Annotated in this window: 13 protein-coding genes and 3 pseudogenes; 13 read left to right on the forward strand and 3 right to left on the reverse strand. The window is 73.0% G+C overall.

The features are described 5' to 3' along the window. Positions 1-739, forward strand: a pseudogene (locus NLX86_RS28705) (hypothetical protein); the annotation flags it as partial. Continuing rightward, positions 679-1,470, forward strand: a complete 792-nt coding sequence (locus NLX86_RS28710) for a tetratricopeptide repeat protein (protein ID WP_254374781.1) — start codon at positions 679-681, stop codon at positions 1,468-1,470. The pseudogene NLX86_RS28705 and the gene NLX86_RS28710, both read left to right, overlap by 61 nt. Positions 1,471-1,542: 72 nt before the next feature. On the opposite strand, the gene NLX86_RS28715 is transcribed toward NLX86_RS28710, so the two are convergent. After that, a complete protein-coding gene (locus NLX86_RS28715; RefSeq protein WP_254374721.1) occupies positions 1,543-2,814 on the reverse strand; it encodes a DUF1015 domain-containing protein in 1,272 nt (423 codons plus the stop codon). A 71-nt stretch (positions 2,815-2,885) separates the two neighbouring features. On the opposite strand from NLX86_RS28715, the gene NLX86_RS28720 reads away from it, so the two are divergent. The 4 genes from NLX86_RS28720 to NLX86_RS28735 all read left to right on the forward strand — a co-directional run bounded on the left by NLX86_RS28720 (position 2,886) and on the right by NLX86_RS28735 (position 7,021). Beyond that, positions 2,886-3,971, forward strand: a complete 1,086-nt coding sequence (locus tag NLX86_RS28720) for an HAD-IIA family hydrolase (RefSeq protein ID WP_254374722.1) — start codon at positions 2,886-2,888, stop codon at positions 3,969-3,971. 76 nt (positions 3,972-4,047) lie between these two features. After that, complete coding sequence (locus tag NLX86_RS28725) at positions 4,048-5,091, forward strand: iron chelate uptake ABC transporter family permease subunit (protein WP_302061893.1); 1,044 nt, start codon at positions 4,048-4,050, stop codon at positions 5,089-5,091. After that, positions 5,088-6,158 (forward strand): iron chelate uptake ABC transporter family permease subunit, encoded by a 1,071-nt coding sequence (locus NLX86_RS28730; RefSeq protein ID WP_254374724.1) that lies wholly within the window; start codon positions 5,088-5,090, stop codon positions 6,156-6,158. The genes NLX86_RS28725 and NLX86_RS28730 overlap by 4 nt, the downstream gene beginning before the upstream one ends. Beyond that, positions 6,155-7,021, forward strand: a complete 867-nt coding sequence (locus NLX86_RS28735; protein WP_254374725.1) for an ABC transporter ATP-binding protein — start codon at positions 6,155-6,157, stop codon at positions 7,019-7,021. Before NLX86_RS28730 ends, NLX86_RS28735 begins: the two co-directional genes overlap by 4 nt. On the opposite strand, the gene NLX86_RS28740 is transcribed toward NLX86_RS28735, so the two are convergent. Beyond that, positions 7,005-7,352 carry an SCP2 sterol-binding domain-containing protein gene (locus tag NLX86_RS28740; RefSeq protein WP_254374726.1) on the reverse strand — a complete coding sequence of 116 codons (348 nt, stop codon included), beginning with the start codon at positions 7,350-7,352 and terminating at the stop codon, positions 7,005-7,007. The genes NLX86_RS28735 and NLX86_RS28740 overlap by 17 nt on opposite strands. 76 nt (positions 7,353-7,428) lie before the next feature. On the opposite strand from NLX86_RS28740, the gene NLX86_RS28745 reads away from it, so the two are divergent. The 6 genes and pseudogenes from NLX86_RS28745 to NLX86_RS28770 all read left to right on the forward strand — a co-directional run bounded on the left by NLX86_RS28745 (position 7,429) and on the right by NLX86_RS28770 (position 13,795). Beyond that, positions 7,429-7,755 (forward strand): hypothetical protein, encoded by a 327-nt coding sequence (locus NLX86_RS28745; RefSeq protein WP_254374727.1) that lies wholly within the window; start codon positions 7,429-7,431, stop codon positions 7,753-7,755. A gap of 7 nt (positions 7,756-7,762) precedes the next feature. Then, complete coding sequence (locus NLX86_RS28750; RefSeq protein WP_254374728.1) at positions 7,763-8,578, forward strand: TlyA family RNA methyltransferase; 816 nt, start codon at positions 7,763-7,765, stop codon at positions 8,576-8,578. After that, positions 8,575-9,483, forward strand: coding sequence for an NAD kinase (locus NLX86_RS28755; RefSeq protein WP_254374729.1), 909 nt, complete (start codon positions 8,575-8,577; stop codon positions 9,481-9,483). Before NLX86_RS28750 ends, NLX86_RS28755 begins: the two co-directional genes overlap by 4 nt. Before the next feature lie 141 nt (positions 9,484-9,624). Beyond that, positions 9,625-11,352: a DNA repair protein RecN gene (recN, locus tag NLX86_RS28760; RefSeq protein WP_254374782.1), complete on the forward strand. Its 1,728-nt coding sequence runs from the start codon at positions 9,625-9,627 to the stop codon at positions 11,350-11,352. Positions 11,353-11,529: 177 nt separating this feature from the next. Continuing rightward, a pseudogene (locus tag NLX86_RS28765) lies at positions 11,530-12,202 on the forward strand (hypothetical protein); the annotation flags it as partial. A 477-nt stretch (positions 12,203-12,679) separates the two neighbouring features. Further along, a complete protein-coding gene (locus NLX86_RS28770; protein ID WP_254374730.1) occupies positions 12,680-13,795 on the forward strand; it encodes a glycosyltransferase family 4 protein in 1,116 nt (371 codons plus the stop codon). 108 nt (positions 13,796-13,903) lie between these two features. Here NLX86_RS28770 and NLX86_RS28775 read toward each other — a convergent pair whose 3' ends face one another. After that, the gene (locus NLX86_RS28775) at positions 13,904-14,149 is read right to left on the reverse strand and encodes a carboxymuconolactone decarboxylase family protein (RefSeq protein ID WP_374213984.1); all 246 of its coding nucleotides are present in this window, start codon (positions 14,147-14,149) and stop codon (positions 13,904-13,906) included. Positions 14,150-14,262: 113 nt separating this feature from the next. Here NLX86_RS28775 and NLX86_RS28780 point away from each other — a divergent pair. Next, positions 14,263-14,532 (forward strand): annotated as a pseudogene (locus NLX86_RS28780) (TetR/AcrR family transcriptional regulator C-terminal domain-containing protein); the annotation flags it as partial. Positions 14,533-14,574: the final 42 nt, after the last annotated feature.

The raw sequence follows: 14,574 nt of genomic DNA on the forward strand, positions 1-14,574 counted from the left end.
CGTCCCGGTGGTGACCGGCGTGATGACCGTGGTGGTCGTCCGGCCGGCGGTGGCGGTTACCGGGGTCGCGACGACCGTCCCGGCGGTCCTCCGCGCCGTGATGAGCGGGGCGGCGGTGGCGGTGGGTTCCGTCGCGACGACCGTGCCCCCCGCCGCGAGGACGACCGTGGCGGCTTCCGCCGCGACGACCGGCGTGATGACCGCGGCGGCCGTCCTGGTGGTGGTTTCCCCCGTGACGACCGTGCGCCGCGTCGCGAAGACGACCGTGGTGGCTTCCGGCGCGACGACCGGCGTGATGACCGCGGTGGCCGTCCTGGTGGTGGTGGCGGTTACCGGGGTCGCGACGACCGTCCCAGCGGTCCTCCGCGCCGTGATGAGCGGGGTGGCGGTGGCGGTGGGTTCCGTCGCGACGACCGTGCCCCGCGCCGCCCCGATGACCGTGGCGGGAACCGCCCGCAGCGCGATGACCGTGGTGGCCGTCCTGCCGGCGGCTTCCCTCGTGACGACCGTGCGCCGCGTCGCGAGGACGAGCGCGCTGGCTACCGCGGGCCGCGTCGCGAGGACGATCGGGATCGTGGCGGATACCGGGGCCAGCGCGACGACCGGGACCGTGGTGGCTACGGGCGCCGCGACGACCGTGACCGTGACCGTGACCGCGATCGGGAGCCCATCAAGCGGCTGCCGATCGACGAGGACGTCACTGGGGACGAGATCGACAAGGATGTACGCCAGGAGCTGATGAGCCTGCCGAAGACCCTGGCCGAGGACGTCGCCAAGAACCTCGTCATGGTCGCCCGGCTGATCGACGAAGAGCCCGAGCAGGCGTACGAGTACTCGCGCATCGCGCTGCGGCTCGCCTCGCGTGTGGCTGCCGTGCGTGAGGCGGCCGGTTTCGCCGCGTACGCGACCCAGAAGTACACGGAGGCGCTCGCCGAGTTCCGTGCGGCCCGGCGGATGACCGGTTCCGTGGAGCTGTGGCCCGTCATGGCCGACTGCGAGCGCGGTCTCGGCCGTCCCGAGCGGGCCATGGCCATGGCCGGTGAGCCCGAGGTGCAGAAGCTGGACAAGGCCGGCCAGGTTGAGATGCGACTCGTCGCCGCCGGGGCGCGCAGGGACATGGGGCAGATCGACGCGGCCATCGTGACCCTGCAGAGCCCGGAGCTGGCATCGAACTCCGTACAGCCGTGGACCGCCCGTCTGCGGTACGCCTACGCCGACGCGCTGCTCTCGGCGGGCCGTGAGGACGAGGCGCGCGAGTGGTTCGCCAAAGCGCTCGAGGCCGACAAGGACGGGGCCACGGACGCCTCCGACCGGCTGGCCGAGATGGACGGTGTGGAGTTCGTCGACGCCCTCGCCGACGAGGACGACGAGCCCGTCGTCGACGGTGCCCCGGTTGTCGCCGATGCTGACGACGAGGTGGGCGACGACGTGGGCGAGGCGGCAGAAGAAGAGAAGGACGACGACGCCTGATCCGGCGTGAGCAAAGGGCGGCACCCTCCGGGGTGCCGCCCTTCGTCGTTTCCGGCCGGGGCAGGAGGCCCGTCAGTCCGTCGTGAGGCTGCGCAGGACCAGGCCCGTAGCAGGCTTCGGGCCGAACGATGTCGACTTCCGCGGCATCGTGACGCCCTGGCGGGCCAGGTCCCGGACGACGTCTTCGCGTACCGGATGCATCAGGACCGCCGTGCCGCCGTGGCGCTCCGCCTGGTCGACCGTGGCCTCGGCGTCATGGATGTACGCGATGTGTTCGGGTGCGTCCGGGATCCGCCACACCTGTTCCAGCAGAGTGGCGTGCAGGACGGTGGCGTCGAGTTGGCGCCATGCTTCCGGACGGTCCCGGCGGATTGTCGAGGCCAGCAGGGCGGGATCCGGGTGGGAGACCAGGTGGAAGGAGCCGTCGCCTGCGAGAAGGAAGGCATTGCCGCCGCCGGCCGCGTCTGCCAGTGCCTCCTGGGCCGCGGCGAGCGGGCCCGCGACCGTACGGATACGGAAGGAGCCGGCCAGGGCGGAGAGGGCGTCCGCGACCGGCAGGCGGTGCAGCAGGCGGTGGATGGCGCGGACCTGGAGCGGGTAGCGGGCCGTGTCGACCAGCAGCACCAGGCCGAAGTCCCAGGGGCTTGACGCGGGGTGTTCGGCCTGGAGCCGGAGGTATGTCGCCCAGCGGTGGTGCCCGTCGGCGATCAGGGCCTGGTGTTCGGCGAGGTCGGCGGTGATCTCGGCCAGTTCGGCGGCGTCCGTGATCGACCACAGCCGGTGGCGGAAGCCGTCCTCGGTGGTGGTGGAGAGCAGCGGCGAACCCTGGACGGTGCGCTCGATGACCGCGGCAGCGCCATTGCCGTTGCCGACGTAGGTCAGCAGGAGCGGTTCCAGATTGGCCGCGGTGGCGCGCATCAGATCGGCGCGGTCCTTGACGACGTGCGGCATGACGTCTTCGTGCGGGAGGACGATGCCCGCGTCGGGGGCGGAGAGTTCGAGCGATCCGATGAGCCCGCGCTGGAGGAGGTCGCCCTTGCGCTGTTCGTACACGTACAGCGCGGCTTCGGTATCGGCGGCGAGGACCCCTTCGGACACCCAGCGGCGGAGGGTGTCGGCCGCCTTCTCATTGCGGGCCGAGGGGCCGGCTGCCTGCGGGAGGATCAGCCGGACGATGTTGTGGGGGTCCGCCGACTCCAGGTGGTGGAGGCCGTCGGGCCGGACGACGACGTCGTACGGCGGAGAGGTGACGGCGGCGAGGCTGCCGACCCGCTCGGGGACATAGCGCAGTCCGTGAAAAGGGATCAGGCGCAGTCCGCGGTCCGCGGCCCCAGTTGTGCTCATTGATGCATGGTAAGTGGGGTGCCGCGATGCGCGATGATCGGGGGACAGGCACCGAGCGAGGAGTGGACACGATGAGCCCGCAGCGCAGGACCAGGCCCGAGGGCAGTGAGCGGACGCTGAACGAGGCGTACGACACGGCCCTGCTCGACCTGGACGGGGTGGTGTACGCGGGCGGCGAGGCGATCGCGCACGCCGTGGAGTCGCTCGGCGCCGCCCGGGCGGGCGGTATGCACCTGGCGTACGTGACCAACAACGCGCTGCGGACGCCGGAGGCGGTCGCGGAGAATCTGACCGACCTCGGGGTGCCTGCCGAGTCCGCGGACGTGATCACCTCGGCGCAAGCGGTCGCCCGGCTGATCTCCGACCAGGTTCCGGCGGGGGCGCGGGTGTTGGTGATCGGCGGGGAGGGGCTGCGGGCCGCGCTGCGTGAGCGGGGGCTGGAGCCGGTCGAGTCGGCGGAGGACGCTCCCGCCGCGGTGGTGCAGGGGTACGGCGGGCCCGAGCTGGCGTGGGGGCGGTTCGCCGAGGCGTGTTACGCGATCGCCCGAGGTGTGCCGTGGTTCGCGTCCAACACCGATCTGACGATTCCGAGTGCGCGCGGGATCGCGCCGGGCAACGGCGCGGCGGTCGAGGTCGTACGGATCGCAACCGGCGCCGAGCCGCAGGTCGCGGGTAAGCCGCTGCCGCCGATGCACCGGGAGACGATTCTGCGTACGGGCGCCGAGCGGCCGCTGGTCGTCGGCGACCGGCTGGACACGGACATCGAGGGGGCGTTCAACGGCGGCGTGGACTCTCTGCTCGTACTGACCGGGGTGACGGACGCGGCGCAGCTGCTGGCGGCCGAGCCCCGGCACCGGCCGACGTACATCGACGCGGATCTGCGCGGGCTGCTCACCGGGCAGCCCGAAGTGACCAAGGTGGCGGGCGGGTTCGCGTGCGGGGGGTGGACCGCGTCGGTCACTGTCGATGCGCTGGCTCTCGACGGGAACGACGGGAACGACGGGAACGACGGGAACGCCGCGAACGGCGGTGACGGCGGTGACACCCCGGATGCCCTGGACGGGCTGCGGGCACTGTGCGCGGCGGCCTGGACGCAGGCGGGCGACGGCTCCTGCACGCTCGACGCGGGGAAGGCGCTGTCCCGGCTGGGGCTGTGAGGCACGGGAGTTGAGAGGGGCGCGGGGAGGCGGCCCGTCGAGTGGCGATCGGAGGGTAGGCTAACCTAACCACGTGTTGGTCGACAGTCCCCCCGAACAGAGCGCGGAGCCAGTCCCCGCGCCCCGCAAACGCAATGCGGCGCGCGCCGCAGGGCTCCTGGTCTCCATCGGCGTGCTCCTGCTCGTCGCGCTGGCGAGCATCGCCATCGGCGCCAAGCAGATCCCGATGGACCAGGTCTGGCACGGCTTGTTCCACAACACTGGCACCGCCACCGACGTGGTCGTCGAGAAGGTGCGCATTCCCCGCACCCTGCTCGGGCTGCTCGTCGGTACGGCGCTCGGGCTCGCCGGCGCGGTGATGCAGGCGCTGACCCGCAACCCGCTGGCCGAGCCGGGAATCCTGGGCGTGAACGCGGGGGCCGCGGCCGCCGTTGTCTCCGCCATCAGCTTCCTCGGGGTCTCCTCGCTGACCGCGTACGTGTGGTTCGCCTTCGCCGGCGCCGCGGCCGTGTCGGTGCTCGTCTATCTGCTGGGGGGCAGCCGCAGCGCGACGCCGGTGCGGCTCGCGCTGGCGGGCACGGCGGCCACGGCCGCCCTGTACGGCTACATCAACGCCGTGCAGCTGACGGACTCCGCGGCGCTCGACAAGCTCCGCTTCTGGACGGTCGGTTCACTGGCGTCGGCGAATATAGCCACTGTCGGGCAGGTGCTGCCCTTCCTCGCCCTGGGCATCGTGCTCGCCCTGGCCATCGGCCGTCCGCTCAACGCCATGGCGATGGGTGACGACACGGCGAGGGCGCTGGGCGCCCATCTGACCCGTACACGCATCCTCGCGATGGTCGCTGTCACCCTGCTGTGCGGGGCCGCGACCGCCGCCTGCGGGCCGATCGTCTTCATCGGGCTGATGATCCCGCACCTCGTGCGGGCCATCACCGGCCCGGACATGCGGTGGACCCTGCCGTACGCGGCGGTGCTCTCGCCCGTCCTGCTGCTCGGCGCGGACGTGGTCGGCCGGGTGATCGCGCGGCCCTCGGAGCTCCAGGTCGGGATCGTCACCGCGCTCATCGGCGGGCCCGTCTTCATCCATCTCGTACGCCGCCGGAGGATGGCCCAGCTGTGAGTGTTCCTTCCCGGGGCACGACCCCCGCACGCCCCAGTCCCTCCGCGATACGCACGCCGGGCGGCCTCTCCTTCCGGGTGGACCCCAGAGCGTTCGTCGTCGCCCTGCTGCTCGCGGCGGCGGCGCTGGCCGTCGCCGTCGTACTGATCGGCACGGGGGACTTCCCGATGTCGCCCGGTGAGGTCGTCAGCACGCTGACCGGTGGCGGCACCCCCGCGCAGGAGTTCATCGTCGGCGACCTCCGGCTGCCGCGCGTTCTCGTCGGGCTGTTCGTCGGCGCGGCGCTGGGGATCGCGGGCGCGGTCTTCCAGTCCATCTCCCGCAATCCGCTGGGGAGTCCCGAGGTGATCGGCTTCGGTTACGGATCGTCGGTGGGCGCGCTCGTCGTCATCGTCCTCTTCCAGGGCGGGGCCGTGGAGGTCGCCGCCGGGGCGGTCGCCGGTGGTCTGCTGACGGGGGTCGCGGTCTATCTGCTCGCGTGGAAGCGGGGCATCCAGGGCTACCGCCTGGTGCTGGTCGGCATCGGCGCGTCGGCCATGCTCACCGCCTGCATCCACTATCTGCTCACCAAGGCGCAGCTGGTCGACGCCACCCGGGCCACGGTGTGGATGACCGGTTCACTGGGCGGGCGCGACTGGGCCCAGGTCTGGCCGCTGCTCGCCGCGTGCGGCGTCCTCATCCCCGTGGTGCTGGGGTACGGACGGGCCCTGCGGATGATGGAGATGGGCGACGACGCGGCGTACGCGCTGGGCGTCCGGGTCGAGCGCACCCGGCTCGTCGTGATGCTCTGCGCCGTACTGCTCACCGCGGCCGCGACCGCCGCGGCCGGGCCCATCTCCTTCGTTGCCCTCACCGCGCCCCAGCTTGCCCGGCGGCTCACCCGCTCGGCGGGCCCCAACCTCGCCGCCGCCGCCCTGATGGGCGCCGTGCTGCTGCTGGTCGCCGACTGGGCCTCGCAGCAGGCGTTCGGTTCTGACCAGCTGCCGGTCGGCGTAGTGACCGGACTCGTCGGCGGTGTCTATCTGCTGTGGCTGCTGGTCACCGAGCGCAAGGCAGGACGCATATGAAGACCTCCAGGAGAACTGAAGTGCAGCGCCTCACCGCCGAAAACGTCACCCTCGGCTACGACCAGCGGATCATCGCGGAGAACCTCTCCGTCGAGATCCCGGACAACTCCTTCACGGTGATCGTCGGACCGAACGCCTGCGGCAAGTCGACTCTGCTGCGCGCGCTGTCCCGGATGCTCAAGCCCTCGCAGGGCCGGGTGCTGCTGGACGGCCAGGTCATCGGCTCGATGCCCGCCAAGAAGGTGGCCAGGACGCTGGGGCTGCTCCCGCAGTCGTCGATCGCGCCGGACGGGATCACGGTCGCCGACCTGGTCGCACGCGGCCGCTATCCGCACCAGGGCCTGCTGCGCCAGTGGTCGCCGGAGGACGAGCGGATCGTCGACGAGTCGATGGCCGCCACCGGTGTCGGCGAACTGGCCGACCGCTTCGTCGACGAACTGTCCGGTGGGCAGCGGCAGCGCGTCTGGATCGCGATGGCCCTCGCCCAGCAGACCCCGCTGCTGCTGCTCGACGAGCCGACGACGTTCCTCGACATCCAGCACCAGATCGATGTCCTCGACCTCTGCGCCGAACTGCACGAGAGGCAGGGGCGCACGCTCGTCGCCGTGCTCCACGACCTCAACCACGCCGCCCGCTACGCCACGCACCTGATCGCCATGCGCGGCGGCGGGGTCGTCGCCGAGGGGCCGCCCGGCGAGGTCGTCACGGCCGAGCTGGTGGAGCAGGTCTTCGGGCTGCGCTGCCAGGTCATCGACGATCCCGAGACCGGGACGCCGCTGGTGGTGCCGGCCGCGCGCAAGGCACGTACACCCGGAGCGGTCACAGCAACAGCAGCAACCGCGGCGGTTACAGCAGCGTCCTGAGCTTCAGCAGATCGCGGAGGCCGGCCTCGAGCCTGACCCGGCCCGAGGCCCATGCCTTCGCGAAGTTCAGCTCGCCGCCGACCATGGCCACCAGGTCGTCACCGGTCATCGCGAGCCGGATCTGCGCCTTCTCCGGGGGAGGGCCCGGCAGCGAGTCGACCACCTGGATGCGGCCATGCGCGAGCCGGCCCGTGAAGGTCGCGTCGAGATCGGTGATGTGGCAGCTCAGCGAGCGGTCGAGGGCTGCCGCGCTGCGCACCTCGCCGTCCGCCGTCGCCAGGTTGTCCGAGAGTGTGTCGAGTGCGTCGCGGCACTCTTCGATCGTCGCCATCGTGATCGACGTTACCTCAGGCCACGGACAGGCCACTGTTCGCCGGGGAGGGCCCTCTTCGGGGTAGCGTCGGGGCATGAGCGACTCATGGCCGGGCCCCGAGGCGGAGCCCGCGGCCCCGCAGGCCGAGGACGAGGCGACCGCTGCGCAAGCGCCCTCCTACGAGCCCGCTGCGCCCGCACCCCTGGGCGTATCCCGCACCCCTACTGGGGACGCCGGCGTGGACGCGCAGCTCGAGCGGCTGGCGGATGCGGACCACCTCGCGGCGGACGGGCACATCGAGGTGTACGAGGATGTTCACCGGGGGCTGCGCGACGCGCTGACCGCGCTCGACGTCCACCCGGGTCCGCCGGGTCCTCCAGGGCCCACTTCCGGCCCTTCCGTGTACGACAACAGGAGCTGAACAGAACGTGGCAGGAGTGGCACGCCGCCGCCTCGACGCCGAGCTGGTCCGCCGAAAGCTCGCCCGCTCGCGCGAGCACGCGAGCCAGCTGATCGCCGCGGGACGGGTGACCGTCGGCGGCACCACCGCGACCAAGGCCGCCACCCAGGTGGAGACCAGTGCGGCGGTGGTCGTCCGCAGCGACGAGAGCGACCCGGACTACGTCTCGCGCGGCGGCCACAAGCTCGCCGGGGCGCTGGCCGCGTTCGTGCCGCTCGGGCTGAAGGTGGAGGGGCGGCGGGCGCTGGACGCGGGGGCGTCGACCGGCGGCTTCACGGATGTACTGCTGCGGGCCGGGGCGCGCCAGGTCGTGGCCGTCGATGTCGGCTACGGACAACTTGCCTGGTCTTTGCAGAGCGATGAACGCGTCACCGTCAAGGACCGTACCAACGTCCGTGAACTGACACTCGAAGTGATCGACGGTGAGGCGGTGGACCTGGTGGTGGGCGACCTGTCGTTCATCCCGCTCGGGCTGGTGCTGCCGGCTCTGGCGCGGTGCGCGGCACCGGACGCGGACCTCGTACTGATGGTGAAACCACAGTTCGAGGTGGGCAAGGAGCGGCTGGGCAGCGGCGGGGTGGTGCGCAGCCCCGAGCTGCGCGCCGAGGCCGTGCGCACGGTGGCGCGGCAGGCGGGGCAACTGGGCCTCGGGGTGCGGGGCGTCACCGCCAGTCCGCTGCCCGGGCCTTCCGGAAATGTCGAGTACTTTCTGTGGCTCAGGGCCGGGGCGCCCGAGCTGGACCCGGCGGATGTGGACCGTGCAGTGGCGGAGGGGCCGCGTTGACGACGACAACAGCAGCACGAACTGTCTTTCTCCTTGCCCACACCGGCCGTCCGGCCGCGATTCGCAGCGCCGAGCTCGTCGTCCAGGGGCTGCTGCGCAGCGGCCTGGGCGTACGGGTGCTGACCGCGGAGGCGGCCGATCTGCCACTGCCGCCGTCGGTCGAACTGGTGACCGAAGCGTCTCCCCGTGTACTCGAGGGCTGCGAGCTGCTGATCGTCCTCGGCGGTGACGGGACGCTGCTGCGCGGCGCGGAGTTCGCCCGCGCTTCGGGCGTGCCGATGCTCGGGGTCAACCTGGGGCGGGTCGGCTTCCTCGCCGAGGCCGAGCGCGACGACCTCGACAAGGTGGTCGACCGGGTCGTCACCAGGGCGTACGAGGTTGAGGAGCGGATGACGATCGACATCGTCGTCCGCAACAACGGCGACGTCGTGCACAGCGACTGGGCGCTCAACGAGGCCGCCGTGCAGAAGGTCTCGCCCGAGCGCATGCTCGAGGTCGTCCTCGAGATCGACGGCCGGCCGGTCTCCGGCTTCGGCTGCGACGGCATCGTCTGCGCCACCCCGACCGGCTCCACCGCGTACGCCTTCTCGGCCGGCGGCCCCGTCGTCTGGCCCGAGGTGGAGGCGCTGCTGATGGTGCCGATCAGCGCCCACGCGCTGTTCGCCAAGCCACTGGTGACCTCACCGACCTCGGTGCTCGCGGTGGAGGTGCAGCCGGGCACGCCGCACGGGGTGCTGTGGTGCGACGGGCGCCGGATGCTGGAACTGCCCTCGGGCGCGCGGGTGGAGGTACGGCGGGGGGCGGTGCCGGTACGGCTGGCGCGGCTGCACCACGCGTCGTTCACCGACCGGCTGGTGGCGAAGTTCGCGCTGCCGGTGTCGGGTTGGCGCGGAGCGCCGCACTGAGCGCCGCACTGAGCGCCGCGCCGGCGGTCATCCGGCGCGGGCCGCGATGGTACGGCTCCGGGAGCCCGGGTGGGTGAAGGGGGCGGGGCCCGTCGCACACCGGGCCCCGGACCTCGTAAGGTCGTGTCCGTGTTGGAGGAGATGCGGATACGGTCGCTCGGGGTCATCGACGACGCGGTGGTCGAGCTGTCGCCCGGGTTCACCGCGGTGACCGGCGAGACCGGTGCCGGCAAGACGATGGTCGTGACCAGCCTCGGGCTGCTGCTCGGCGGCCGGGCCGACGCTGCCCTGGTGCGGATCGGGGCCAAGGCCGCCGTCGTCGAGGGGCGGATCACCATGCCTCCGGGCGCGCCCGCCGCCGTACGCGCGGAGGAGGCCGGGGCCGAACTCGACGACGGGGTGTTGCTGATCAGCCGTACCGTCTCGGCCGAGGGGCGCTCGCGCGCCCACCTCGGCGGGCGGTCCGTGCCGGTGGGGCTGCTCGGCGAGCTGGCCGACGACCTCGTCGCGGTACACGGCCAGACCGACCAGCAGGGCTTGCTGCGGCCGGCCCGGCAGCGGCAGGCGCTGGACCGGTACGCGGGAGACGCGGTGGCGGTCCCGCACGCGAAGTACGCGGCGGCGTACCGGCGGCTGCGGGCGGTGGCCACGGAGCTCGACGAGCTGACCACACGGGCCCGCGAGCGGGCTCAGGAGGCCGATCTGCTGCGCTTCGGGCTCGATGAGGTCGCGGGCGTCGAGCCGCGGGCCGGAGAGGACGTGGAGCTCGCGGCGGAGGCGGAGCGGCTCGGCCACGCCGAGGCGCTGGCTTCGGCGGCGGCCCTCGCGCATGCCGCGCTCGCGGGCAACCCGGAGGACCCTGAGGGCGTCGACGCGAACACGCTGGTCGCGGGCGCGCACCGGGCCGTGGAGGCCGTACGCTCCCACGACCCCGCCCTTGCCTCGCTCGCCGACCGGATCGGCGAGATCGGCATCCTGGTCGGTGACGTCGCGGGCGAACTGGCCGGTTACGCGGACAATTTGGACGCCGATCCGCTGCGGCTCGCGGCTGTGGAGGAGCGGCGAGCGGCCCTGACGCACCTGACACGCAAGTACGGCCAGGACATCGACGGCGTACTGGCGTGGGCCGAACAGGGCGCCGCGCGGCTCACCGAGCTGGAGGGCGACGACGACCGGATCGGCGAGCTGACCGCCGAGCGGGATGCGCTGCGGGGTGAACTGTCCGGCCTGGCACAGGCGTTGACCGACGCCCGCACCGAGGCCGCGGCGCGATTCGCCGACGCGGTCACCGCCGAACTGGCCTCGCTCGCCATGCCGCATGCCCGGGTCACCATCGACATCCGGCAGCACGACGATCCGGACGGCATCGAGGTCGGCGGGCGTCCCGTCTCCTACGGCACGTCCGGCGCGGACGAGGTCGAGCTGCTGCTCGCCCCGCACCCGGGAGCCCAGCCCCGGCCCATCGCCAAGGGCGCCTCGGGTGGTGAGCTGTCCCGGGTGATGCTCGCAGTCGAGGTGGTCTTCGCCGGCTCGGACCCGGTGCCGACGTACCTCTTCGACGAGGTGGACGCGGGGGTGGGCGGCAAGGCGGCCGTCGAAGTCGGCCGGCGGCTGGCGAAGCTGGCCAAGTCCGCGCAGGTCGTGGTGGTCACGCACCTGCCGCAGGTCGCTGCCTTCGCGGACCGGCAGCTGCTGGTCGAGAAGACGAACGACGGCTCGGTGACGCGTAGCGGTGTGACGGTCCTCGAAGGCGAGGACCGGGTGCGCGAGCTCTCGCGGATGCTGGCCGGCCAGGAGGACTCCGAAACGGCCCGCGCCCACGCGGAAGAACTCCTCGCGACGGCACGGGCAGACGCGGTGGCTCACTGACGGCCGCGGGTGACAACTACGCGGCCGGGTGGCACTTGCTACCGTCGCCGCGCGGACCGGCCCAGGCGTGAGGGGCCACCGCGGGGCCGACTGTGGGTTGCGGCCAGGCAGGGGTGGGACGGCTCGCGGCCGTTGCGGCGCCGGTTGGGGCTGTCAGTGCCGCATAGGGTGGGCGGCATGATATCCGGGCACCGCACCTTTGGCGGGAGAATCGCCGCTTTTGCCACGGCAGTTGGCGCCACTCGCGCCGGATACGGGGCGTTGCGTCGCAGGCCTCCGGGCGGGGGTCGGGCTGTGGGAGCGGAAGAACCGTGCGGGGCGGGTCGTCGATCTGTTCGCCGGGCCCGCGACCGTCATGGGGGCCGCTCTCGGTGCGGCCGTCGCGCCCGGACTTCCCGGCCGGGCCAGGGGTGCCGGCGGGCTCGCCGTGCTGGCCGCCGGGGCCTGTGGCGCGTACGACGATCTGGCCGGGGCCGGTGATCCACGGCGCGGTTTCCGCGCGCATCTGTCCGCCCTGCGCGAGGGCGAAGTCACCAGCGGTGCGGTGAAGCTCTTCGGCATCGGCGCCGCCGGGCTCGCCGCGGGCGCGCTGCTCAAGGAGCGGCCCGTCGACAGACTGCTGGCGGGCGTGGTGATCGCGGGCACCGCCCATCTGGTCAATCTGGTCGACGTACGTCCGGGAGCAGCGGCCGGTGCCGTACTGGCGATCGGCGCGCCGGGGCTGCTGAAGGGCGGCGCGGCGGGAACGCTCGCCGCCGCGCCCCTGGGCGCCACGGCCGCTGTCACCGCCGACGACCTCGGCGAGCGCACGATGATCGGTGACGCCGGGGCGCACGCGCTCGGCGCGGCCCTAAGGGCTGTCCCGTAATCCCCGGCGAGTCAGCGCACGGCGTCAGATGCGGTGCATCGCAAGGCGGAGGGTCGTCCTCATACTGGGCGTATTCGGACGAGCCCGACAACGCAGCGAGGTGCCGTAGCTGGCGTCGGGCGCTCGGCGGGGATTGCGGGACAGCCCTTAGGCGTCGCCGTCGTCGCGGGCAACGGCCGGGCCGGGCTCGCCAGCGCATGCGGTGGGACTGGTCGCGGCCGCGGTGTACGGGGACAAGGTCAGCCGTACGGTGGCGAATTGGGGGCGCGCTCACCCGTGTGAGTGATCCCGGGGCCGCTGTGACAGCCCCCGCCGGGGGATCCACCCCTTGGCGGTGCCGGAACGCGCGTACGGACTGGCATCCTTGGCGGCAGCAGCTCGCCGCACTTCTGCCGGCCGCTCGCCCTCCCTCGTTCCGTCCGAGTACCGTCCGACGCCCGACTCAGGAGCTCCGGCCACGTGAGCAGCATCCCGGTCCCGCCGTACGGCAAGGCGCCGTTGCGCACTGTCCAAGTGCTGGGCGGCGGCAGCGCGGGCAGCAGCGCGCACGTCACGTCGCTGGCGGCGGGGCTGGTCGCGAGGGGCGTACGGGTGACCGTGTGCGCCCCCGCCGAGGCCGACCGCGCGTATGACTTCATCGGAGCGGGCGCCCACTTCACGCCCGTGCCGCGGCGCAGCGATCCTGCCGCGTTGGCCGCGCTGCGTACGGTGTGCGCCGCGGCGGACGTCGTGCACGCGCACGGACTGCACGCGGCCGTGCGCGCCGCCCTCGCGCTCAGGGGCCGGCGGACTCCGCTCGTGGTCACCTGGCACACCCGGGCGCACGCCGACGGCGCGCGGGGCCATGTGATGCGCCTGCTGGAGCGGAGGGTGGCCAGGGCCGCGGCTGTCGTGCTCGGAACGTCGTCCGACCTGGTCGACCGGGCCCGCCGCCGGGGGGCGCGCGATGCGCGGCTCGCGCCGGTCACCGTGCCGGCACCCCGGCGGCCTCCTGGCGGCGCCGCGGAGGGAAAGGCCCGGGTGGAACTCGGCGCGGTCGGCCGCCCGTTGCTCATGGCCATCGGCAGTCTGGTGCCGCACCGGGGGTACTCGACGCTGCTGGACGCGGCTCGCGACTGGCGCGGCCTGGACCCCGTGCCGCTGACCGTCATCGCGGGGGAGGGGCCGCTGCGGGGCGCGCTGCAACGCCGTATCGAGGCCGAATCGCTGCCCGTCCGGCTCATCGGCCGGCGCGACGACGCCGCCGAACTGCTCGCCGCCGCCGACCTCGCGCTGCTGCCCAGCCGCTGGGAGGCCCGCTCCCTGCTGGCCCAGGAGGCGCTGCGGGCCGGCGTCCCCCTGGTCGCCACGGCGGTGGGCGGGGTCCCGGAGCTGGTGGGCGACGCGGCGGAGCTCGTACCGTACGGGGACGCGGAGGCGTTCGCTCATGCGGTGGAGCGGCTGCTGGCGGATCCCGCGCGCAGAAGCGAACTCGCGGCGGCGGGTAGGTTGCAGGCGGCCGGATGGCCGACGGAGGACGACACGGTCGCTCAGGTCCTGGCGGTCTACGACGAACTGACGGAGCGTCGCGGCTAGGGACTGTCCCCCCGCCCCGCCCCGCCGCTCCGCCCCTCCCCCGAAACCGGGGCAGGCCCCCGCCCCCGATGCGGCAGTTTCGGGGCAGGCCCACGGCCCGCACCGAGGTCAGCCCCAGGAGGTTCCGGCGGGTTCGCTGATGGTGGTGGTGATCCGGTTGAACATATTGGTCACACCGATGAGCAGGATCAGGGCGGACAGCTGCTGCTCGTCGAAATGATCGGCGACCTCGTCCCACAAGGCGTCGGGTACGGCTACGCCGGAGCGGTCGGCGAGGCGGGTGACGGTCTCGGTCAGCTCCGGTGCGGCGCGTTCGGCGTCGCTGAAGAACGGGGCTTCGCGCCAGGCCGCCACCGCCGCGATCCGCTCCGTGCTCTCGCCGGCCTTGACGAGGTTCTGCGCGTGGGCGTGTCTACGAAGCGGCCGGGTTCGTCGGTACGGAGGCCGACCGCGCGGCGGCCGCCGTCTTCACGTTCGTACTCGGGAGCGTCCTTGGTGCGTCGGCCGAGGCGTCGCTGACCCGGCGGTTGAGCCGCGACGGCGGCGATGCGGAGAAACGGATCGGTGACTTCATGGCGAAGGCGAGCGAAGTCGCCATGGAGTTCCCGCGGTTGCGCAGTCGCCTCGAAACGCCGGCGGCCGACTTCGCCGCGGCACCCGAGCGGACCTTCGAGTGCGGCCTCCAGGCCCTCCTCAACGGCCTTGAAGAGCAGCAGGCTTCGCGAAACCGCATCTGAACCAGTCGCCCCGGACCCCGGCAGCGGAGGGTCACGCACCCC

It is taken from the genome of Streptomyces sp. A3M-1-3 (assembly GCF_024213665.1).
Lineage (GTDB): Bacteria > Actinomycetota > Actinomycetes > Streptomycetales > Streptomycetaceae > Streptomyces.